A 20486-nucleotide genomic window follows, 5' to 3' on the forward strand; every position below is an offset into this window, starting at 1 on the left:
GGGGGGGGCCGGGCGCACCACACCCCCGGGGGGGGCCCCCCGCGGCGGGTCGTCGTGTTGGTGGTGCGGGGGATTCCCCGCCCCCGTGGCGGGTGGGGGCCCCCGGCGCGGGGGGCCGGGAGGGTCGCCTCAGCTGCCTCAACCTCTTACGAAAGAAATGTCGGAGCGCGTTGCCACTGACCCCACCCGGCCCTACGGGCCACGCTCCCCTCAAGGGGGAGGGGAGCCGCCCACCTTCTCGCCAAAACTCGAAAAAAACTGTCCGGCCAGTTTCTTCGATGTCGATTCGATCAGCCGGCTGCCGAGCTGGGCGATCTTTCCGCCGACATCAGCCTTGGCCGCATATCTGAGGATCGTCGCCTCCGGTCCATCGGCCGTCAGCGTCACATCGGCGCCGCCCTTGGCGAAGCCGGCGATGCCGCCCTTGCCCTCGCCCTGGATGGTGTAGGAATGCGGCGGGTTGAGGTTCCTGAGCGTCACCTCGCCGTTGAACGACGCCTTGATCGGGCCGATCTTGACCACCACAGTCGCCCCCATCTCAGTGTCCGACTTCTTTTCGAGGCTCTGGCAGCCCGGAATGGTCTGCCTCAGAACGTCGGGGTCGTTCAGCGCTTCCCACACCTTTTGCAGGGGTGCGGCGATGCGTTCCTCGCCTTCGATCACCAAAGCCATCAAAATCTCCCGGATACAAAATTGACAAACCCCGATCCCGTCTAGCTTGGGGGTAGACGCATGTCTATCGCACCAAAGTCGGGAATCGGATGGCGCGTGCCTCTTGCCTGCTCTTGCGCGTTGTCATATCGATTTGTCATACAAATACGGAGACCATGATGGCCGGCGCCCCCACGCAAAAAAAGAAATTTCGCTCGCAGGAGTGGTTCGACAATCCCGACAATCCGGGAATGACGGCGCTTTACCTTGAGCGCTACCTGAATTACGGGCTGACGCGTGCCGAGCTGATGTCGGGCAAGCCGCTGATCGGTATCGCCCAGACCGGCTCGGATCTGTCGCCCTGCAACCGCCATCATATCGAGTTGGCCAAGCGCGTGCGCGAGGGCATCGTCTCGATGGGCGGCATCCCTTTCGAGTTCCCGTGCCACCCGATCCAGGAGACGGGCAAACGCCCGACCGCGGCACTCGACCGCAACCTTGCCTATCTCGGCCTGGTCGAGGTGCTCTACGGCTACCCGCTCGACGGCGTCGTGCTCACCATTGGCTGCGACAAGACGACGCCGGCCCTGCTGATGGCAGCGGCCACCGTCAACATTCCGGCCATCGCGCTGTCGGTCGGCCCGATGCTCAACGGCTGGCACAAGGGCAAGCGCACCGGCTCCGGCACCATCGTTTGGGAATCGCGCCAGCGCCTGTCGGCCGGCGAAATCGGCTATGACGAGTTCATGGACATCGTCGCCTCCTCGGCGCCGTCCACCGGCTATTGCAACACCATGGGCACCGCCACCACCATGAATTCCCTGGCCGAGGCGCTCGGCATGCAGCTGCCTGGCTCGGCCGCGATTCCCGCTCCCTATCGCGAGCGCGGCCAGATCGCCTATGAGACGGGAAAACGCATCGTCGACATGGTGCATGAGGACCTGAAGCCCTCCGACGTTATGACCCGGCAGGCCTTTGAGAACGCCATCGTTGTCAACTCAGCCATCGGCGGCTCGACCAACGCGCCGATCCATCTCAACGCCATCGCCCGCCATCTTGGCGTACCGCTCGACAATGACGACTGGCAGAAGGTCGGCCTCGAGATACCGCTCATCGTCAACCTGCAGCCGTCGGGCGAATATCTCGGCGAGGATTATCATCATGCCGGTGGCGTGCCCGCAGTGGTGGCCGAACTGATGAAGGCCGGGCTGTTGCCTCATCCCGACGCCATGACCGTCAACGGCAAGACGATCGGCGACAACTGCAATGGGGCCGTCAATGAGAATCTCGACGTCATCCGAACCGTCGCCGAGCCCCTGAAAGCCAATGCCGGCTTCATCAATCTTAGGGGTAATCTGTTCGATTCGGCGATCATGAAGACCAGCGGTATCTCGCCCGAATTCCGCGAACGCTATCTGTCGAACCCGAAGGACCCCGAGGCCTTCGAAGGCAACGCCATGGTCTTCGACGGGCCAGAGGACTACCACGCCCGCATCGACGATCCGGCGCAAGGCATCGACGAGCACACGATCCTGTTCATGCGCGGCGCCGGCCCGATCGGTTATCCGGGTGGCGCCGAGGTCGTCAACATGCAGCCGCCGGCCCATCTCATCAAGAAGGGCATCCATGCGCTGGCCTGCATCGGCGACGGCCGCCAGTCGGGCACGTCGGGCTCGCCGTCGATCCTCAACGCCTCGCCCGAAGCCGCCATAGGCGGCGGGCTGGCGCTGTTGAAGACCGGCGACCGCGTCCGCATCGACCTGCGCAAGGGCACCGCCGACATTCTCGTCACCGACGACGAGATCACGCGCCGTCGCGCCGAGTTGCAGAACAATGGCGGCTATCGCTTCCCCAAGCACCAGACGCCGTGGCAGGAGATCCAGCGCGGCATGGTCGACCAGTTTTCCGAAGGAATGGTGCTGAAGCCGGCGGTGAAATACCAGGATGTGGCGCACACCAGCGGCGTGCCGCGGGACAATCACTGAACGCCGGGTAGTGGTGCTTTCAGCAACCGGCGGCTTGACCCGATCAAGCCGCCGTCCTAAGGCGACATTTCTGCCCTGGCTTGTTTGCCCCGTCGCTCAGAGATAGCCGGTGATGTCAGGCGCTCGGTCCTGCCTGTCGCGCTTGCCATCCTCGTAGACGATCGGTGCTGCGGCGAGTTCCTCTTCGGTGACGTCGTCGAGGCAGGCGACGTTCACCGCCCAGAAGTTCCCGCCCATGAAGTCAAGATAGCCGCGCGAGAGAAAATTCGCGCCGCAGTTCGGGCACATATAGTGGTTGATGTCGCCTTCCGGCCAGTTTGACGGCGTCGCCTTGTATTCCCGCATTCGCTCGCGGCCCTCCGTCACCCGCACGGCCTCATAGGCTGCGAAGGACTTCCGGTAGCCGAGTTTCCAGCAGAAGCTGCAATTGCATTTGCGGATACCCTCGGCGAAGTCGATATCGGCTTCGAAACGCACCGCACCGCAATGGCAGCTGCCGTGATAGGTCTTTTTCATGGTTTTCCTCCCAGGCGTGTTCTGGCTCCGCCAAACCGGCCGCCGGAGCCAGAGCATCCTTTGCTCCAGGCATGGCGCTTGACAAGCGGGCGTTACAAATCCACGATCATGGCAAGGGGTGCATCGCGACGACCCCGTGAGGCGTCAGCCCAACGTTCGCGTCCAAGCTTCTCTTTCAAGGAGGTGGACGCCATGCCGTCGACAACCGCTATCACCGTATCGCAACTTTCCCGGCTGACTGGTCTGCCGGGCGCGCCCGCGATCATCGATGTTCGCATCGAAGATGATTACAATGCCGATCCGCGCCTGCTGCCGGCCTCAAGCCCGCGTGATTTCAAAACCGTCCCGACCTGGGCATCCGAATTCGCCGGCAGCCGAGTGGCGGTCGTCTGTCAAAAAGGGCAGAAGCTCTCGCAAGGCGTGGCCGCATGGCTGCGGCATGAGGGGGTCAGTGCCGAATCCCTAGAAGGCGGGTTTGAGGCCTGGCGCGATGCCAAGGGGCCTCTGATCCACGCCGGCAAGTTGCCGCCCCGCGATGGAAAAGGCCGCACCGTGTGGGTGACGCGGACCCGCCCAAAGGTCGATCGCATCGCCTGCCCCTGGCTTATCAGGCGCTTCATCGATCCGAGCGCGGTCTTCCTCTTTGTCGAGGCGGCCGAAGTGTCGGCCGTCGCGGATCGCTTTCAGGCCGTGCCTTTCGACATCGACAATGTGTTCTGGACTCACCGGGGCGAGCGCTGCACCTTCGACACGATGATCGAAGAGTTCGGGCTCGAATCCGAGGCGCTCGATCGCCTCGCCATGATCGTGCGCGCAGCCGATACCGCACGCCTCGACTTGGTTCCCCAGGCAGCCGGGTTCTTGGCCGCCTCGCTCGGCCTGTCGCGGATGTTTCGCGATGATCTGGAACAGCTGGAGGCAGGCATACTGCTCTACGATGCCTTTTTCCGATGGTGCCGCGACGCCACCGAGGAGACGCACAACTGGCCGAGCGCGAGCAAGCCATCATGAGCGAAACGGGGGCTTCCGACAAAACGGCCGAGATCGTCGAAGCGCCGGCTGCGCCAAGCTTCCGCGAAGGCGTGAAGCTCTGGGCGAAAATCGGCCTGCTCAGCTTCGGCGGGCCGGCCGGGCAGATCGCGCTCATGCACAGGGAATTGGTCGAGGAACGGCGTTGGATCGGCGAGCAACGTTTCCTGCATGCGTTGAACTACTGCATGCTGCTGCCCGGCCCTGAAGCCCAGCAACTCGCCATCTATATCGGCTGGCTGCTGCACCGGACGATCGGCGGCCTGGTCGCCGGCATCCTGTTCGTCGCGCCGGGCGCGCTTGTGATGCTCACCTTGAGCATCCTCTATGCGCTGTATGGCGACGCTCCCCTCGTCGAGGCGCTGTTTTTCGGGGTGAAGGCGGCCGTGCTCGCCATCGTGATCGAGGCGATGATCCGGATCGGACGACGTGCCCTCAAGAATCGAGTCATGGTGTCGATCGCGCTCGCCGCCTTCATCGCTATCTATGCATTGAACGTGCCGTTTCCGCTCATCATCCTGCTTGCGGGCCTGGCGGGCTGGATTGGAAACCGCGTTGCGCCGGGCCTTTTTTCCGGCGCTTCGCACGGCAAGGGCGATGCTCCCGACATCAAAGGGGCGGTCGACCTGATGTTCGAGCGCGGCGAGCTGGCCCACACCAGGCCGACGCGGTGGCATGCGCCGCGCACCATTGCGATCTGGCTGCCGATCTGGCTCGGGCCTGTGCTTCTGATCTGGGCGTTCACCGGATCCGCCAGTGTATGGACTGAGATCGGTGGCTTCTTCAGCGTCATGGCGGTCGTCACCTTCGGCGGCGCCTACGCGGTCCTTGCCTATGTCGCGCAGGCAGCGGTCGAGTCCTTCGGCTGGCTTGCACCCGGTGAAATGGTCGATGGCCTCGGTCTTGCCGAAACCACGCCCGGTCCGCTCATTCTGGTCCTGCAGTTCGTCGGCTTTCTGGCCGCGTTCCGCCAGCCCGGAGCCTTGAACCCACTGCTTGCCGGATCGCTTGGGGCGATGCTCACCCTGTGGGCCACGTTCACGCCTTGCTTCTTCTGGATATTCCTCGGTGCGCCCTACATCGAAGCCCTGCGCGGCAACAAGGCACTGTCGGCGGCGCTGACCGCGATCACCGCCGCCGTCGTCGGCGTCATCATGAATCTCGCTCTGTGGTTCGGCTTGCACGTCATTTTCGGCGAGGTGCGCAACATCGGGCTTGGAATGGACGTGCCGGTGCTCTCATCGATCGACTGGGGTGCGGCGCTGCTGTCGTGTGCTGCCATGATCGCCATCCTGAAGCTGAAGATCGGCATGCTGCCGACGCTTGCGGGATCGGCCCTAGCTGGTGTTTTGTTGCTGGCAGCGGGCGGATAGCGGCCGCGTGCGGCCAGCGCTTCGCTGCGGTTTCGGGCATTTGGATAGGAACATCATGGCGAGACGACGCTCTTCCCTAGGCTTCCTCGGAATGTTCGGCCGTTCAGGCGATCTCAGGCAACTCGACGCAGCGTTACGCGGCGTCGACCTTCATCCCGCCCTTGTGCCGGAGGGAGCAAAGCTCACCATCGTCAATCTGATGAAGGACCACTGGCCGGACGAGCCGCCACCACAAGCCTACCCACCGGTGGCGCAGCTTTTTGGCTATTGTATTGTCGGGCCGCAGGCGTTCGAGCAATCCAACGGCCTTCAACATAGGCTGGATGCGGAGCGCCGGCTCAAGGCAGCCCTTGAGGCCGGCGACAGCTTCGATGCGCAAATCATTCTGATGGCGCTGCATGCCAAGCTGATCAGTGGCGAGGTCGTCGAGCGCTACGGTTTGAGCGCCGACTAAGACCATGATCCCGAAAAGTGGAACCCGTTTTTCGGAAAAGATCATGGTCAAACAGAAAGGTAGAGCCCCATACCGATTTTGTCGGGATGGATTAGGCTCTGACCGTTTTGACGAGAAGCGTCCTCAGCCGCCCATGCCGCTGCGCGGCAAATGGATCAGGTTGCCGAAGCGGGCGCGCAACTTGTCGTCGAGCAGCTTTGGTACGTGGCGCGGGAAGCGCTCGGCGAGGATGCGTTTCTTCTCGATGATTGCCCGCTGCAAGATGTCGGGCCTGCCTTTTTCGTTCCACTCCTTCGGCGAAAAGCGGTCGCCGACGGCCGGATAGAAATATTCGGTCTGCATCAGCCGCAGCGTCTGCTCGTTGCCGAGATAGTGACCCGGCCCCTTCAGGCAGACGTCGGCGATGGTGTCTATCGACAGCGACTCATCGGTCACCTCGATGCCACGTACGCAGCGCAGGCAATGGCCGAGCATGTCATTGTCGATGATCAGGCTTTCCAGGCAGAAGCCGAGCAGCGAGGCGTGCATCCCGGCCGATTCGTAGACGAGGTTGAGACCGGCAAGACCGGCCATCACATCGGTGATGCCCTTTTCGTAGCCGGACTGAATATCGGGCAGTTTCGAATCCGTCATGCCGGCGGCCGAACCACCCGGCAGGTCGTAGAATTGCGCCATCTGGGCGCAGGCAGCGGTCAGCACCGCTTGCTCGGCCGAGCCGCCGGACATGGCGCCGGTCCTGAGGTCCGAGACGAACGGCCACGTGCCGAAGATCGCCGGATGTCCGGGTTTGATGGCGTTGACGTAGACGAGGCCGGCGAGCACCTCGGCCACCGCTTGCACCACCGCACCGGCAATCGCCGCCGGCGCCGTGGCGCCTGCCTGGCCGGCGGACAGCAGCAGGATCGGAATGCCGCCTTCGACGCAGGCCTCGAGCACGCCGCAGGCGTCCTCGGCAAACTTCATCGGCGGTACGACAAAACAGTTCGAATTGGATACGAAAGGCCGAGCGCGAAAATTCTCTTCGCCGCCGGCAATCGCATAGAGCATGTCGAGCGCCGGCTTGACGTTCTCGCGCACCGTGAAGGACGTGCCGACATGCTTCGACGTGCCCATCACGCAGGCGTAGAGCGTGTTGAAATCCATGTCGAGCGGATCGGGAATGTCGCGCGGCACCATCGGCCGCTGGAAGAAGTGGATGTTATCGAGCCCTTCGACGATGCGGGCAGCGTCATAGATGTCCTGTAGCAGCGACTCGCGATACTCGCGCTTCTCGACGTCGACCAGATGCACCGCGGCACCCGCCGTGCCGTAATGCACGCGCTTGCCCTGGATCAGCATGTCGTGCTTGGGATCCTGGCCATGCAGGGTGAAGTGGCGCGCGGCCTTCTTGATGGTGTCGAGGACAAGCGCGCGGGGAAAGCGAATTCGCCCGTCCTCGCCGAGAGTGGCGCCGGCCTTGGTCAACGCCTCGATGCAGGATGGGATGGCATTGGCGAAGCCGACCGTTTCAAGCAGCGTCAGCACCGCTTCGTGGATGCGCTCGCGGTCGTTCTCGCTGAGTGGCCCGTAGCTTCCGCCTTCGAGGCCGGCGCGCACCGGCTTGATATCGTCGGGAAGTGGCGCCGCCCGCATGGCGCGGCGCGCTTCGCGCCCGCCGGAACGCCGCGAACGTTGGTCCGAGGGCATATCCGGCTTCTCAACAGCCACTGACATGGAGGCACTCCACCTTTAGCTGAAGCTGGCGGCGGCGGTTGGTCCACCATCGGCCTGCTTCGTCCCCTTATGCCTCGAACTATGCCGTCGGCATTGGCACAGCCTATGAGCCAGACGGTCCCGTCGCATATGCCAGAGCGCTAAAGAACGATGGCCGGTCCCGGTCGGGACGAGCCATCAAGCCGCCGCCGGCCTGCGCCCGGCCGCCGTCGCCAGTTCGCGGATGCCGGGCTCGATGTGCTGCAGCGCGATCGAGGAGATGCCCAGTCGCATGAAGCGCGACGGCTTTTCGGTGCGGTCGAAGAAGCGGTCGCCAGGCTCGATGATGACGCTGCGCGAGGCGGCGGCCTCTGCCAGGCCACGCGAATCGGTGCCGCGCGGCCCTTCGAGCCAGAGCGACGCGCCGCCGGCGGAATCGGTCGAGCGCCACTCCGGCAGGAAGGCGGAAATCGCATGGATCAGACGCTTGCGCCGTTCGTCGAAAGCGCTCGACAGCCGCCGCACCAGCGCCTCGTGGTGGCCAAGCGATAGGAACAGCGCGACCGCGCGCTGGTTGTTGGCCGGCGGATGACGCAGCATGAACCGGCGCAGCGCGCGAAGCTCGGAGATCAGCCCGGCCGAGGCGACGATGTAGCCGAGCCGCAGACCGGGAGCCAGCGTCTTCGACATCGAGCCGACATAGATGACCCGGCCGGAACGGTCGAGGCTCTTCAGCGCCTGTTGCGGCGCCTCGTCCAGAAGCTGGCTGTCATAGCCGTCCTCGATGATGATCTGGTTGTGGCGGTTGGCGCGCGCCAGCAGGTCCTGCCGGCGCTCCGCCGACAGTGGCACCATGGTCGGGCAATGGTGGCTAGGCGTCACGAAGACGAAGCCGGAATCATTGGGAATAGAAGCGGTTACGATGCCGGAGTGGTCGACCGGGACCGGTGTGACGTCGGCGCCAGCCAGCCGGAAGATCGAGCGTGCGTCGGGATAGCCGGGGTCTTCCATGGCCACTTTGGAGCCCTTGGTCATCAGCAGCGTCGCCAGCATGTAGAGCGCGTTTTGCGCGCCAAGCGTGACGATGATCTCGTCGGGATTGGCGAAGATGCCGCGCCGCGGCAATAGCCGCGCCTGGATCTGCTCGATCAAAAGCGGATCGTCGCGGTCGACCATGTCGGACGCCCAGTTGCGGATCTCGAGCACGGCGAGCGCCATGCGGTTGCACTCGCGCCACTCGGCGGTTGGGAATAGTGCCGGATCGAACTGGCCATAGACGAAGGGGTAGGACGACTTGATCCAGTTGTCGTGCTTGGCCGGCGGCGGCATGTCGCTGGCCGCGATCTGCCGGCGCGCCTTCCAGTCGATCTCGTTGGCCTGGTCGGGCGCCTTCTGATGCGGCCTCGCCGGGGTCGCCAGCACGTCGGGATTGACGAAATGGCCGCGCCGTTCGCGCGCCACCAGGAAACCCTGGTCGACGAGCTGCTGGAAGGCCAGCACTACGGTGCCGCGCGCCACGCCGAGTTTCTCGGCCAGGATTCGGCAGGACGGAAGCGGCATCGAAGCGGCGATCTGCCGGTCGAGGATGGCGGCGACGATCGCTTGACGGATCTGCGCCTGCAGGGTCTGGCCGGAGTCCGCCGAAATCCGGAACAGGCCGGACCATATGGCCGTGTCGTTTCGCTGTGGCATGGGAAATGTTCCTCGATGGCCAGCCTTTTTCATTTGGCTGGACCAGTCGAATGTACCGGTGGCACAAGGCGTTGCGCCAATCAATTTTTCTGATCGTTGGGATTTACGCCAGTGATCCTTCGCTGCGCTGCGGCATCCCCGGCGTGACGCAACGCGTCAGCGCTGCGTGACGCAGTGCGTTATCCCTGGCGTGACGCAACGCGTCATCGCTGCGTGACGCAGTGCGTCATCGCTGCCCATTGAAACCAGCGGATTTCGGCTAGATAGTTTGCCGCGACGACACGCGCCGGAAACATCCGGTCTGTTATGTTGGCATCAAAGACTTCGGAGCAAGCCAGTGGATCAATCGTCCTTTCAAAAACAGCTCGACGCCCTGCGCGCTCACCGTGCGGCCAAATCAGGCAGCATGCGCGAGGCTTTCGCTGCTGATCCGCAGCGCTTCGAAAAATTCTCCGCCACCGACGGCGACCTGCTGCTCGACTGGTCGAAATGTGCGGTCGATGCGCAGACGATGGATCTGCTTGAGAAGCTGGCCGGAGCCGCCGATCTCGAAGGCCGGCGCTCCGCGATGTTCTCGGGCAAGAAGATCAATGTCACCGAAGGCCGCGCCGTGCTGCACACCGCGCTGCGCAACCTGAACGGCAAGGGCATCGTGCTCGACGGCCAGGACGTGAAGGCGGAAGTCGTCGCCGTGCTCGACGCGATGGGCGCCTTCGCCGATGCCGTGCGCTCCGGCAAGGCGGCCGGCGCCACCGGCAAGAAAATCACCGACATCGTCAACATCGGCATCGGCGGCTCCGACCTTGGCCCGGCCATGGCAACGCTGGCGCTGGCGCCCTATCACGATGGGCCGCGCACGCATTACGTGTCCAACATCGACGGCGCCCATATCCACGACACGCTGAAGGGCCTTTCCGCCGAAACCACGCTGTTCATCATCGCTTCGAAGACCTTCACCACCGTCGAGACGATGACCAATGCCGAAACGGCGCGCGACTGGGTGCAGAAGGCGCTCGGCAAGGAAGCGGTCGGCAAGCATTTCGCTGCCGTCTCGACGGCACTGGACCTGGTGGCCAAATTCGGCATCGCGTCCGACCGCGTCTTCGGCTTCTGGGACTGGGTCGGTGGACGCTATTCGGTGTGGGGCGCGATCGGTCTGCCGGTGATGATCGCCGTCGGCCCGAAGAATTTTCGCGCTTTTCTCGATGGCGCGCATGCGATGGACGAACATTTCCAGTCGGCGCCGCTGGCCAGTAACCTGCCGGCGCTGATGGGCTTGATCGGCTGGTGGCATCGGGTGATCTGCAAATACCCGGCCCGCGCCGTCATTCCCTACGACCAGCGCCTGTCCAGGCTGCCGGCTTATCTGCAGCAGCTCGACATGGAATCGAACGGCAAGAGCGTCACCCTCGACGGCGGCGCTGTGACGACGCCGACCGGCCCGCTGGTCTGGGGTGAGCCCGGCACCAATGGCCAGCACGCCTTCTTCCAGCTGCTGCACCAGGGCACCGATTTCATTCCGGTCGAATTCCTCGCCGCGGCCATCGGCCATGAGCCGGATCTCAAGCATCACCACGATCTGCTGCTCGCCAACTGCCTGGCGCAGTCGGAGGCCTTCATGAAGGGCCGCACGCTGGAGGAAGCGCGCGCGCAGATGCTGGCAAAGGGCATGGCGCCCGCCGAGGTCGACAGGATCGCCCCGCACCGCGTCTTCTCCGGCAACCGGCCCTCGGTGACGATCCTTTACAGACAACTCGATCCGCATACGTTCGGACGGCTGATCGCTCTCTATGAGCACCGCGTGTTCGTCGAAGGCACGCTCTTCAACATCAATTCCTTCGACCAATGGGGCGTCGAGCTCGGCAAGGAACTGGCGACCGGCCTGCTGCCTGTCGTGGAAGGCAAGGAGAATGCCGCAAAGCGGGACGCTTCGACCGCCGGACTAGTGGGACACATCCACCGATTGCGCGGATCGGAGTAAGCGGCTTGGCCGAGATCAAGGGAATATTGTTCGACAAGGACGGCACGCTTGTCGACTTCAACGCAACCTGGCTCGGCGTTGCCGATTTCATGGCGATGGATGCATCGGAGGGCGACCGCTGGAAGGCCGACAGGCTGCTTGCCGCGGCGGGCTACGATTTCGCCACCAAACGCTTCAAGCCCGACTCCATCTTTGCCTCCGGCACCAACATGGATGTCGTCGAGCTTTGGTTTCCGCGCCTGTCCGACGAAGACCAGATGCTCGCCGTCGCCCGCTTCAACGAGATCACCTCCATGCAGGGCTCGGCGATGGCGGTGGCGCTGCCGGGCATCGTCGAGACGCTTGGCGTTCTTCACAGGAAATCCTACCGGCTCGGCGTTGCCACCAACGATTCGACCACTGGCGCGGAAAAGACATTGCTGACGCTGGGCGTCGCTCAGCTGTTCGACGCCGCCTATGGTTACGACGCGGTGGCCAATCCCAAACCGGCGCCGGATACGATCCTCGCCTTCTCGGACCTGACCGGCCTGAGGCCGGCCGCGATCGCCGTGGTCGGTGACAATCGCCACGATCTGGAGATGGCGCGGGCCGGCGGCTGCGGTTTGGCGATCGGCGTGCTCTCCGGCACCGGCACGCGGGAATCGCTGTCGCAGATCGCCGATGTCATTCTGGATTCGGTTGCCGATCTGCCCGACTTTCTTTCGGCAAGAGTCAAGGAGACGCTCTGAGCTCGCAGGGCTACTCCGGCTCGAACGAGAAGACACCGCTCGGCTTCATCGCCGCGCCTTTTGCTTCGCCGACATCGGGCACGCGGTATTCGGCCAGCAGCCGAAGCCGCGAGCGGGGCAGGTAGGCCCGGCCTGGGTCGCCGATCAGCACATTGATGCCGGCGGCCAGGCAGCGATCGAGGAATGGGATGACCCGGTCGGCGAGATCTTGTCCGTAAAACAAGTCGCCGGCCACCACGACATCCACCGGCGGCGGCGGACCAGCGGTGATGTCCTTGCCGACGACCGTGATTGCGACGCCGTTCGCTGCCGCATTGAGACCGAGCGCGGCGACGCCGTTGCGGTCGATCTCGGACGCGATCACTTCGCTCGCTCCGGCCTTTGCCGCGGCGATGCCGACGAGGCCCGACCCGGCGCCGAGGTCGAGCACGCGAAGCCCGGCCACGGTCGCCGGCCGATCGAGAATGTAGCGGGCAAGCACCGCGCCGCCGGCCCAGGCATAGGCCCAGTAAGGTGGCTGCGGCTCAGGCCCGTCCTCGTCAGCTTCGGTTCCTTCTTCTTCCGGCTCGGCTGCTCGTCCTTGTGGGTGTGTGAGCCGCCACAGGCCGCTCGCTGGATGGGCAGCATAAAGCCGGATTTCGGGAAGCGCGGAAACAGGGGCGATACGCATGTTCGCCTTGATGAATGTCAGCGGATCGGGACGGGAAAGCGTGTCCGCCGTGTCATCGACAGTAAGGCAATCGCCCAAATTATACCTATCCCCGTAACGCCCGCCGCAGGATCTTGCCCACCGGCGTCTTCGGCAGTTCGGTCCGAAACTCGATGTATTTTGGCCGCTTGTAGCCGGTCAGGTTCTCGCGGCAATAGACAGTCAGCACCTCAGCGGTCAGCAATGGGTCCTTCTTGACGACGAACAGCTTCGGCACTTCGCCTGAATGCTCGTCCGGCACACCGATCGCCGCCACTTCGAGCACGCCCGGATGCAGGGCCACGACTTCCTCAAGTTCGTTCGGATAGACGTTGAAGCCGGACACAAGGATCATGTCCTTCTTGCGATCGACGATCTTGGTGTAGCCGCGCTCGTCCATGAAGCCCATGTCGCCCGACTTGAAGAAACCATCCTTGGTCATCACCTTGGCGGTCTCGTCCGGCCGGTTCCAGTAGCCGGCCATCACTTGCGGTCCGCGTATGCAGATCTCGCCGACTTCTCCGAGCGGCAAATCGTTGCCGTCGTCGTCGCGGATGGCGATCTCGGTCGAGGGCAGCGGCAGGCCGATCGTGCCGGTGAAATTGCCATTGCTGAATGTGTTGGCGGTGGCCACCGGCGAGGTTTCCGAAAGCCCGTAACCCTCGGTGACCGGGCAGCCGGTCAACGCCTTCCAGCGTTCGGCGACACCCTTCTGCACCGCCATGCCGCCACCCAGCGTCAGGATCAGCGGCTTGAAGTCCAGCTTGCGGAAATCCTCATTGTTGAGCAGCGCGTTGAACAGCGTGTTGAGGCCTGGAAAGATGTGGATCGGGTATTTGCCGAGTTGCTTGACGAAGCCGGGAATGTCGCGCGGATTGGGAATGAGTATGTTCTGGCCGCCCAGCTGCATGCCCATCAGTGCGTTCACCGTCAGCGCGAAGATATGATAGAGCGGCAACGCGCAGATGAAGTTGAGATGCGCCGGTTTCGGCTTGACCGTGAAGGCATCCTCGATCCACAGCGCGTTCTGCGCCACGTTGGCCAGCACGTTGCGGTGCAGCAGCACCGCGCCCTTTGAGATGCCGGTGGTGCCGCCGGTATATTGCAGGAAAGCGACATCGTCGGCAGCGACCTTCACCGGCTTGAAATTCATGCCGGCGCCTGCTTTCAACGCGGCGTTGAACTTTACACGGCCCGGCAGCGACCAGGCCGGCACCATCTTCTTCACGCGGCGCACGACGAGATTGACGATCGTTCCTTTCAGGCCCCCAAGCATGTCGCCCATCGCCGCGACCACGACATGCTTGACCACCGTCCTGGCGATCACCGCCTGCAAGGTGTTGGCGAAATTCTCGAGAATGACGATGGCTTGAGCGCCGGAATCCTTGAGCTGATGTTCCAGCTCGCGCGGCGTGTAGAGCGGGTTGATGTTGACCACGGTATAGCCGGCACGCAGCACTGCCATCATCGCCACCGGATATTGCAGCACGTTCGGCATCATCAGCGCGACGCGTGCGCCTTTCGGCAGTCCCGTCGACTGCAGATAAGCGCCGAAGGCGGCCGATTGCCGCTCGACTTCTGCATAGGTGATGGTCTTGCCCATGCAGGTGAAGGCGGGCCGGCTGGCATACTGCTTGCAGACGTCGGCGAGCAGATCGCCGATGGAGCCGAAGGGCAGGGCGCCGATCTCGGCAGGAACGACCTTCGGATAGCTCTTGAGCCAAGGCTTTTCAGGCGATCCGGCGCCAACCGCTTTCGGCAATCTCTTGGCCGGACCCGGCTTCGACGCCGATGTAGCCGATGTCGGGGCCGCTTTCGGCTTGGCAACGGCTTTGGCCATTGGCGCCTTTGGCTTGTCGGAGCTGGCTGGTTTTGCGGCAGTTTTGGCCTTCGCTTTCGCTGGGGCCGTTGTCCTTGGTGCTTTTGCCACCTGTCCCTCCCTCGGTTGTTCTTATTGTCTCTGCTTGCCTGCCGCGTTGCCTCCGAATGACAAGAGACGTCCTCCGCTGCTGCCGGCACCCAGGAAATCCAGCCTGCCATCTATGTATTGCGACTATCGGCAGCCGTGCAAGTCTGACCCTGCGGCAAGACGGGAAAGAAATCTTCCGTGCCAATGACAAGCCGATGGTCGTGGTTCCTCACCAACGCCGGGTTGAAGATCAATAAAAAAATGCAGTCGGCAATAATACCGTGATCGGCAGAAATTAACATTTCCTTCTCTTTTTTGGCGGGTATGCAGAATTAAATTCTGCTTCCCGTGGGGTAGGCAAACGGGGTGTTCCAAAGCCGGAAAAACGGTGCTTATATGCGCGCTTCGCGAGCCTGATAGAGGGGCTTGGAAGAACATCAGGGAGTCCTCCATGAAAAAGAAACTGACTTTTGCGGCCGCGTTGCTGGCCGCAAGCGTCCTCGGCGGCATGGCCAATGCGAAACAGCTGGTCTACTGCTCGGAGGCGTCGCCGGCCGGCTTCGACCCGTCGCCGTGGAGCGGTGGCAACGACTTCGATGCGTCGTCGCGCACCATCTATTCGCGCCTGGTCGAGTTCGAACACGGCAAGACCACCATCACACCCGGCCTCGCCGAGAGCTGGACGGTTTCCGACGATGGTCTCGAATACACGTTCAAGCTTCGGCCGGGCGTGAAGTTCCAGACCACCGACTATTTCACGCCGACCCGCGATCTCAACGCCGACGACGTGATCTTCTCTTTCGAACGCCAGTGGAAGAAGGAAAACCCGTGGTTCGATTATCTGGCAGGCACCGGCTGGGAATATTTTGCCGGCATGGGCTTCCCGGATCTTCTCAAGGAAATCGTCAAGGTCGACGACCTGACGGTGAAATTCGTGCTGAACAAGCCTGAAGTCGCTTTCCTTCCGGACCTCGGCATGGATTTCGCCTCGATCGTCTCCAAGGAATATGCCGATCAGCTCGACAAGGCTGGCACCCGGCAGCAATTCACCCAGAAGCCAATCGGCACCGGTCCGTTCCAGTTCGTCGACTACCAGGTCGATGCGGTCATCCGCTATGCGGCATGGGACGGCTACTATGGCGGCCGCCAGAAAATCGACGATCTGATCTTCGCCATCACGACCGATCCGGCAGTGCGCGCGCAGAAGCTGAAGGCAGGCGAGTGCGATATCATGTCGTACCCTGCGCCGGCCGACATCGCCGGCCTGCAGGCTGACCCAAACCTCAAGGTCGACGAGCAGGAAGGCCTGAACATCGGCTACATGGCCTACAACACGACGCAGGCGCCGTTCGACAAAGTCGAGGTCCGCAAGGCGCTCAACATGGCCGTCAACAAGCAGGCCATTCTCGATGCGGTCTATCAAGGCGCTGGCCAGGCGGCCATAAACCCGATCCCGCCGACAATGTGGTCCTACAACAAGGACATCAAGGACGATCCGTACGATCCCGACGCGGCCAAAAAGATGCTGACTGATGCCGGCGTCACGGACCTGTCGATGAAGATCTGGGCAATGCCGGTCAGCCGCCCGTACAATCCGAACGCCAAAAGGGTCGCGGAACTGATCCAGGCCGACTACGCCAAGATCGGCGTGAAGGCCGAGATCGTCAGCTACGAATGGACCGAGTATCGCGAACGCGGCAAGCAGAAGGATCGTGACGGCGCCTTCCAGCTCGGCTGGACCGGCGACAATGGCGATCCGGACAACTTCCTGTTCCTGCTCGGCTGCGATGCCATCGGCCAGTCCAACTATGCGATCTGGTGCAACCAGGAGTTCGAGGCTTTGCTGCAGAAGGGCAAGGCAACCACTGATGTCGCCGAGCGCACCAAGATCTACGAGGAAGCTCAGGTTGTGTTCAAGCGTGAGGCCCCGTGGCTGACCATCGCCCATTCCAAGGTCTTCATGCCGATGAACAAGAAGGTTTCGGGCTTCGTCATGGATCCGCTCGGCATTCATCGGTTTGACGGCGTCGACGTCACCGAATAACTCCTGAGAATTGGACGGCGGCGCTGGACTTCCGGCGCCGCCGTTCTATGAAGTAAGATGCTCCGCTATCTCCTTCACAAGCTCGCCTTGATCATCCCGACCGTGTTCGGCATATCGCTGGCGGCGTTCGCTTTCGTCCGGCTTCTGCCGGGCGACCCGATCATGGCCCTGGCCGGCGAGCGCGGCGTCAGCCCCGAACGCTACGCCGAGCTTGTCGAGCGGTTTGGCTACAACCGGCCTTATGTCGTCCAGTATCTGGAGTATATCGGCAGGGTCCTGACCGGCGACTTCGGCATATCGATCGCCACCAAGCGGCCTGTGCTCGGTGAATTCCAGGCGCTGTTTCCGGCGACGCTGGAACTGGCGACGATCGCGCTGCTCATCGCCGTACTCGTCGGCATTCCCGCCGGCATTTTCGCCGCGGTCAAGCGCGGATCATGGTTCGACCAGGCGACAATGGGTGTTGCGCTGACCGGCTATTCGATGCCGATCTTCTGGTGGGGGCTGCTGCTCATCATCTTCTTCTCCGGCTATCTCGGCTGGACGCCGGTTTCCGGCCGCATCGGCCTTCAGTATTTCTTCAAGCCGACGACGGGGTTCATGCTGATCGACAGCCTGATCTCCGGCAAGAGCGGCGCTTTCAGGTCCGCCGCCAGTCATCTGGTCCTGCCGGCGATCGTGCTGGCGACGATTCCACTCGCCGTCATAGCGCGCCAGACGCGGTCGGCGATGCTGGAGGTGCTGGGCGAGGACTATGTCCGCACCGCGCGCGCCAAGGGCCTGGCGCCGCGTCGCGTCATCGGCCTCCACGCTTTTCGCAATGCGCTGATCCCCGTGGTGACCACCATCGGCCTGCAGGTCGGCACGCTGATGGCGGGCGCCATCCTGACCGAAACGATCTTTTCCTGGCCCGGTATCGGCAAGTGGATGATCGACGCGATCGCCAAGCGCGACTATGTCGTCGTCCAGAGCGGCTTGCTGATCATCGCGCTGATCGTCATGGCGGTGAACCTGATCGTCGACGTGCTCTACGCCGTCATCAACCCACGTATCCGGGTGCAGTGAGATGACCGACCAAACCACGGCAGAAGCCACCGCCGCCTCCATCCCGCCCGGCGGCCGGCAACGCGCCTTCACCGAGTTCTGGCATTACTACTCGATGAACACCGGCGCTGTCATCGGCCTGGTCGTGTTCTCGGCCCTGGTGCTGGTGGCGATTTTCGCGCCGCTGGTCGCGCCGCATTCGCCTGACGAACAGTTTCGCGATGCGCTGCTGACGCCGCCGGCCTGGCAGGAGGGCGGCAGATCGATGTTCCTGCTCGGCACCGACGCGGTCGGCCGCGACATGCTTTCGCGGCTGATTTTCGGGGCGCGGTTCTCGCTGTTCATCGGTCTGGTGGTCGTCGTTTTTTCGCTGACGAGCGGCATCATCCTCGGCGTGCTCGCCGGCTATTTCCGCGGCTGGGTCGATACGCTGATCATGCGCATCATGGACGTCATTCTGGCCTTCCCGTCGCTGCTCCTTGCCCTGGTTCTGGTGGCGATCCTCGGACCCGGCCTGTTCAACGCCATGCTGGCGATTGCGCTGGTGCTGCAGCCGCATTTCGCGCGGCTCACCCGCGCGGCGGTGATGGCGGAAAAGAACCGCGAATATGTGATCTCCGCCAAGGTGGCCGGTGCCAGTCATCTCAGGCTGATGGTGAAGACGATCTTGCCGAACTGCATGGCGCCGCTGATCGTGCAGGCGACGCTGTCCTTCTCCAACGCCATTCTCGAGGCCGCGGCTCTCGGCTTCCTTGGTGTCGGCGCGCAGCCGCCAACGCCGGAATGGGGCACGATGCTGGCCACGGCACGCGAGTTCATCCTGCGCGCGCCATGGGTGGTGACCTTCCCCGGCCTTGCCATCCTGATCACGGTGCTTGCCATCAACTTGATCGGCGATGGCCTGCGCGATGCCTTCGACCCCAAGCTGAAGAGGTCGTGACCATGCCTCTTCTCGAAATCAAGAATCTCACCGTATCCTTCGATACCGCCGCCGGACCGTTCTTGGCCGTGCAAGGCATCGACCTGTCGGTCGAGCCGCGCGAGGTGCTGGCGATCGTCGGCGAATCCGGCTCCGGCAAATCGGTGGCGATGCTGGCGGTGATGGGGCTTTTGCCGAACACGGCGACAGTGAAGGCCGACCGCATGGCCTTCGACGGCGTCGACCTGCTTGAGCTCAGTCCGTCCGAGCGGCGCAAGATCGTCGGCAAGGACATCTCGATGATCTTCCAGGAGCCGATCGCCAGCCTCAATCCGTGCTTCACCGCCGGCTTCCAGATCGAGGAGGTGCTGCGCTTCCATATGGGCATGGACCGCGCCCAGCGCCGGGCCCGTGCCATCGAGCTGATGAAGCTGGTCGGCATCGCCGATCCGGAAGAGCGGCTGAACTCGTTCCCGCATCAGATGTCGGGCGGCCAGTGCCAGCGCGTCATGATTGCCATCGCCATTGCCTGCAATCCGAAGCTGCTGATCGCCGACGAGCCGACGACCGCGCTCGACGTCACCATCCAGAAGCAGATCCTCGATCTTTTGGTCGGCCTGCAGGCCAAATACGGCATGGGCCTGATCATGATCACCCACAATATGGGCGTCGTGGCCGAGACAGCGGACCGCGTCATCGTCCAGTACAAGGGCCGCAAGATGGAAGAGGCCGACGTTCTGTCGCTGTTCGAGCAGCCGAAGAGCAACTACACCCGCGCGCTGCTGTCGGCGCTGCCGGAAAACGCCGTCGGCGACCGGTTGCCGACCATTTCCGACATGCTGTTCGAACCGGCCCCCTCTGCTGCGGGAGACGGGCCCGCCGCGGCAACCCAGCCGGCAACGGGAGCCGCGCCATGAGTGTGACGGTTCTCGAAGGCAAGAACATCGTGCGCGACTACCATGTCGCCGGCGGCCTGTTTCGTCCCTCACGCACGGTGCACGCGGTCAAGGGCGTTTCCTTCAGCGTCGACAAGGGCAAGACGCTGGCCATCGTCGGCGAAAGCGGCTGCGGCAAGTCAACGCTCGCCCGCATCATCACCCTGATCGATCCCGCGACAGCAGGCGAGCTCTTCATCGACGGCAACAAGGTCGACATCGCCAAGGATGGGCTGACGAAGGAGATGCGCCGCAAGGTGCAGATCGTCTTCCAGAACCCCTACGGTTCGCTCAATCCGCGCCAGAAGATCGGCGATGTGCTGGGCGAGCCGCTGCTCATCAACACCGACACGCCGGCCGACGAACGGCGCGATCTCGCCATGAAGATGCTGAAGAAGGTCGGCCTCGGACCGGAGCATTACAACCGTTACCCGCACATGTTCTCGGGCGGCCAGCGCCAGCGCATCGCCATTGCCCGCGCGCTGATGCTCAATCCGAGCCTGTTGGTGCTTGACGAACCGGTCTCGGCCCTTGATCTGTCGGTGCAGGCGCAGGTGCTCAATCTGCTCGCCGACCTCCAGGACGAGTTCAAGCTGACCTATGTCTTCATCAGCCACGACCTGTCGGTGGTGCGCTACATCGCCGACGAGGTGATGGTTATGTATTACGGCGAGGCCGTCGAATATGGTTCGCGCGACGAGGTCTTTGCCGACCCCAAGCACAGCTACACCAAGACGCTGTTCGCGGCGACGCCGCGCGCCGACGTCGCCAGCATCAAGGCGAGGCTGGCGAAGAAGAAGGCCGCCTGAGGCCGCGACCGCAGCACCCAGGCACAAGGGTATTTCG

18 protein-coding genes are annotated in these 20486 nt (G+C 63.2%); 12 read left to right on the forward strand and 6 right to left on the reverse strand.

The features are described 5' to 3' along the window. Window positions 1-210: 210 nt before the first annotated feature. Entirely contained in the window at window positions 211-672 is a 462-nt protein-coding gene (locus tag NKH12_RS16410; protein WP_352954093.1) for an SRPBCC family protein, read from the reverse strand. Window positions 673-830: 158 nt separating this feature from the next. On the opposite strand from NKH12_RS16410, the gene NKH12_RS16415 reads away from it, so the two are divergent. Continuing rightward, a complete protein-coding gene (locus NKH12_RS16415; RefSeq protein ID WP_352954133.1) occupies window positions 831-2636 on the forward strand; it encodes an IlvD/Edd family dehydratase in 1806 nt (601 codons plus the stop codon). 96 nt (window positions 2637-2732) lie between these two features. Here NKH12_RS16415 and NKH12_RS16420 read toward each other — a convergent pair whose 3' ends face one another. Next, window positions 2733-3152, reverse strand: a complete 420-nt coding sequence (locus NKH12_RS16420) for a GFA family protein (RefSeq protein ID WP_352954094.1) — start codon at window positions 3150-3152, stop codon at window positions 2733-2735. 192 nt (window positions 3153-3344) lie between these two features. On the opposite strand from NKH12_RS16420, the gene NKH12_RS16425 reads away from it, so the two are divergent. From NKH12_RS16425 to NKH12_RS16435, 3 genes are read left to right on the forward strand one after another with little or no spacing between them, the layout of a single operon-like run. Beyond that, window positions 3345-4163 (forward strand): chromate resistance protein ChrB domain-containing protein, encoded by an 819-nt coding sequence (locus NKH12_RS16425; protein WP_352954134.1) that lies wholly within the window; start codon window positions 3345-3347, stop codon window positions 4161-4163. Continuing rightward, entirely contained in the window at window positions 4160-5554 is a 1395-nt protein-coding gene (gene chrA, locus NKH12_RS16430) for a chromate efflux transporter (RefSeq protein WP_352954095.1), read from the forward strand. The genes NKH12_RS16425 and chrA overlap by 4 nt, the downstream gene beginning before the upstream one ends. Before the next feature lie 55 nt (window positions 5555-5609). Beyond that, a complete protein-coding gene (locus tag NKH12_RS16435; protein WP_352954096.1) occupies window positions 5610-6008 on the forward strand; it encodes a hypothetical protein in 399 nt (132 codons plus the stop codon). Between the two features lie 123 nt (window positions 6009-6131). On the opposite strand, the gene NKH12_RS16440 is transcribed toward NKH12_RS16435, so the two are convergent. Both NKH12_RS16440 and pdxR read right to left on the reverse strand, forming a co-directional pair. After that, complete coding sequence (locus tag NKH12_RS16440) at window positions 6132-7721, reverse strand: trimethylamine methyltransferase family protein (protein ID WP_352954097.1); 1590 nt, start codon at window positions 7719-7721, stop codon at window positions 6132-6134. A 177-nt stretch (window positions 7722-7898) separates the two neighbouring features. Beyond that, window positions 7899-9392 carry a MocR-like pyridoxine biosynthesis transcription factor PdxR gene (gene pdxR, locus NKH12_RS16445; protein ID WP_352954098.1) on the reverse strand — a complete coding sequence of 498 codons (1494 nt, stop codon included), beginning with the start codon at window positions 9390-9392 and terminating at the stop codon, window positions 7899-7901. Window positions 9393-9397: 5 nt separating this feature from the next. On the opposite strand from pdxR, the gene NKH12_RS16450 reads away from it, so the two are divergent. The 3 genes from NKH12_RS16450 (at window position 9398) to NKH12_RS16460 (ending at window position 12101) form a co-directional block, all read left to right on the forward strand. Further along, the gene (locus NKH12_RS16450; RefSeq protein WP_352954099.1) at window positions 9398-9562 is read left to right on the forward strand and encodes a hypothetical protein; all 165 of its coding nucleotides are present in this window, start codon (window positions 9398-9400) and stop codon (window positions 9560-9562) included. 167 nt (window positions 9563-9729) lie between these two features. Further along, window positions 9730-11373: a glucose-6-phosphate isomerase gene (pgi, locus tag NKH12_RS16455; RefSeq protein WP_352954100.1), complete on the forward strand. Its 1644-nt coding sequence runs from the start codon at window positions 9730-9732 to the stop codon at window positions 11371-11373. A 5-nt stretch (window positions 11374-11378) separates the two neighbouring features. After that, window positions 11379-12101, forward strand: coding sequence for an HAD family hydrolase (locus NKH12_RS16460; RefSeq protein ID WP_352954101.1), 723 nt, complete (start codon window positions 11379-11381; stop codon window positions 12099-12101). Between the two features lie 10 nt (window positions 12102-12111). On the opposite strand, the gene NKH12_RS16465 is transcribed toward NKH12_RS16460, so the two are convergent. Both NKH12_RS16465 and NKH12_RS16470 read right to left on the reverse strand, forming a co-directional pair. Continuing rightward, window positions 12112-12849, reverse strand: coding sequence for a class I SAM-dependent methyltransferase (locus NKH12_RS16465; protein WP_502910803.1), 738 nt, complete (start codon window positions 12847-12849; stop codon window positions 12112-12114). A 7-nt stretch (window positions 12850-12856) separates the two neighbouring features. After that, a complete protein-coding gene (locus tag NKH12_RS16470; RefSeq protein WP_502910804.1) occupies window positions 12857-14629 on the reverse strand; it encodes a long-chain fatty acid--CoA ligase in 1773 nt (590 codons plus the stop codon). Window positions 14630-15149: 520 nt separating this feature from the next. Here NKH12_RS16470 and NKH12_RS16475 point away from each other — a divergent pair. From NKH12_RS16475 to NKH12_RS16495, 5 genes are read left to right on the forward strand one after another with little or no spacing between them, the layout of a single operon-like run. Beyond that, the gene (locus NKH12_RS16475; RefSeq protein WP_352954103.1) at window positions 15150-16742 is read left to right on the forward strand and encodes an ABC transporter substrate-binding protein; all 1593 of its coding nucleotides are present in this window, start codon (window positions 15150-15152) and stop codon (window positions 16740-16742) included. Window positions 16743-16799: 57 nt separating this feature from the next. Further along, on the forward strand, window positions 16800-17807 hold the full coding sequence (locus NKH12_RS16480) for an ABC transporter permease subunit (protein ID WP_352954104.1): 1008 nt from the start codon (window positions 16800-16802) through the stop codon (window positions 17805-17807). A 1-nt stretch (window position 17808) separates the two neighbouring features. Then, complete coding sequence (locus tag NKH12_RS16485; RefSeq protein WP_123146464.1) at window positions 17809-18726, forward strand: ABC transporter permease subunit; 918 nt, start codon at window positions 17809-17811, stop codon at window positions 18724-18726. A gap of 2 nt (window positions 18727-18728) precedes the next feature. Then, on the forward strand, window positions 18729-19622 hold the full coding sequence (locus NKH12_RS16490) for an ABC transporter ATP-binding protein (RefSeq protein WP_352954105.1): 894 nt from the start codon (window positions 18729-18731) through the stop codon (window positions 19620-19622). Then, window positions 19619-20449 carry a dipeptide ABC transporter ATP-binding protein gene (locus tag NKH12_RS16495; protein ID WP_352954106.1) on the forward strand — a complete coding sequence of 277 codons (831 nt, stop codon included), beginning with the start codon at window positions 19619-19621 and terminating at the stop codon, window positions 20447-20449. Before NKH12_RS16490 ends, NKH12_RS16495 begins: the two co-directional genes overlap by 4 nt. The last annotated feature ends 37 nt before the right edge of the window (window positions 20450-20486 follow it).

Origin of the sequence: Mesorhizobium sp. M1322 (genome assembly GCF_040318085.1) — a bacterium.
Lineage (GTDB): Bacteria > Pseudomonadota > Alphaproteobacteria > Rhizobiales > Rhizobiaceae > Mesorhizobium.

What these genes read in the sequence shown, in the direction of transcription:
- NKH12_RS16435 (WP_352954096.1), top strand. Translation starts at nt 5,610, where the DNA reads ATGGCGAGACGACGCTCTTCCCTAGGCTTCCTCGGAATGTTCGGCCGT.
- NKH12_RS16495 (WP_352954106.1), top strand. Translation starts at nt 19,619, where the DNA reads ATGAGTGTGACGGTTCTCGAAGGCAAGAACATCGTGCGCGACTACCAT.
- NKH12_RS16470 (WP_502910804.1), bottom strand. Translation starts at nt 14,629, where the DNA reads ATGGCCAAAGCCGTTGCCAAGCCGAAAGCGGCCCCGACATCGGCTACA.
- NKH12_RS16490 (WP_352954105.1), top strand. Translation starts at nt 18,729, where the DNA reads ATGCCTCTTCTCGAAATCAAGAATCTCACCGTATCCTTCGATACCGCC.
- NKH12_RS16415 (WP_352954133.1), top strand. Translation starts at nt 831, where the DNA reads ATGGCCGGCGCCCCCACGCAAAAAAAGAAATTTCGCTCGCAGGAGTGG.
- NKH12_RS16475 (WP_352954103.1), top strand. Translation starts at nt 15,150, where the DNA reads ATGAAAAAGAAACTGACTTTTGCGGCCGCGTTGCTGGCCGCAAGCGTC.
- NKH12_RS16420 (WP_352954094.1), bottom strand. Translation starts at nt 3,152, where the DNA reads ATGAAAAAGACCTATCACGGCAGCTGCCATTGCGGTGCGGTGCGTTTC.
- NKH12_RS16450 (WP_352954099.1), top strand. Translation starts at nt 9,398, where the DNA reads ATGTTCCTCGATGGCCAGCCTTTTTCATTTGGCTGGACCAGTCGAATG.
- NKH12_RS16410 (WP_352954093.1), bottom strand. Translation starts at nt 672, where the DNA reads ATGGCTTTGGTGATCGAAGGCGAGGAACGCATCGCCGCACCCCTGCAA.
- NKH12_RS16485 (WP_123146464.1), top strand. Translation starts at nt 17,809, where the DNA reads ATGACCGACCAAACCACGGCAGAAGCCACCGCCGCCTCCATCCCGCCC.
- pdxR (WP_352954098.1), bottom strand. Translation starts at nt 9,392, where the DNA reads ATGCCACAGCGAAACGACACGGCCATATGGTCCGGCCTGTTCCGGATT.
- NKH12_RS16440 (WP_352954097.1), bottom strand. Translation starts at nt 7,721, where the DNA reads ATGTCAGTGGCTGTTGAGAAGCCGGATATGCCCTCGGACCAACGTTCG.
- NKH12_RS16425 (WP_352954134.1), top strand. Translation starts at nt 3,345, where the DNA reads ATGCCGTCGACAACCGCTATCACCGTATCGCAACTTTCCCGGCTGACT.
- NKH12_RS16480 (WP_352954104.1), top strand. Translation starts at nt 16,800, where the DNA reads ATGCTCCGCTATCTCCTTCACAAGCTCGCCTTGATCATCCCGACCGTG.
- chrA (WP_352954095.1), top strand. Translation starts at nt 4,160, where the DNA reads ATGAGCGAAACGGGGGCTTCCGACAAAACGGCCGAGATCGTCGAAGCG.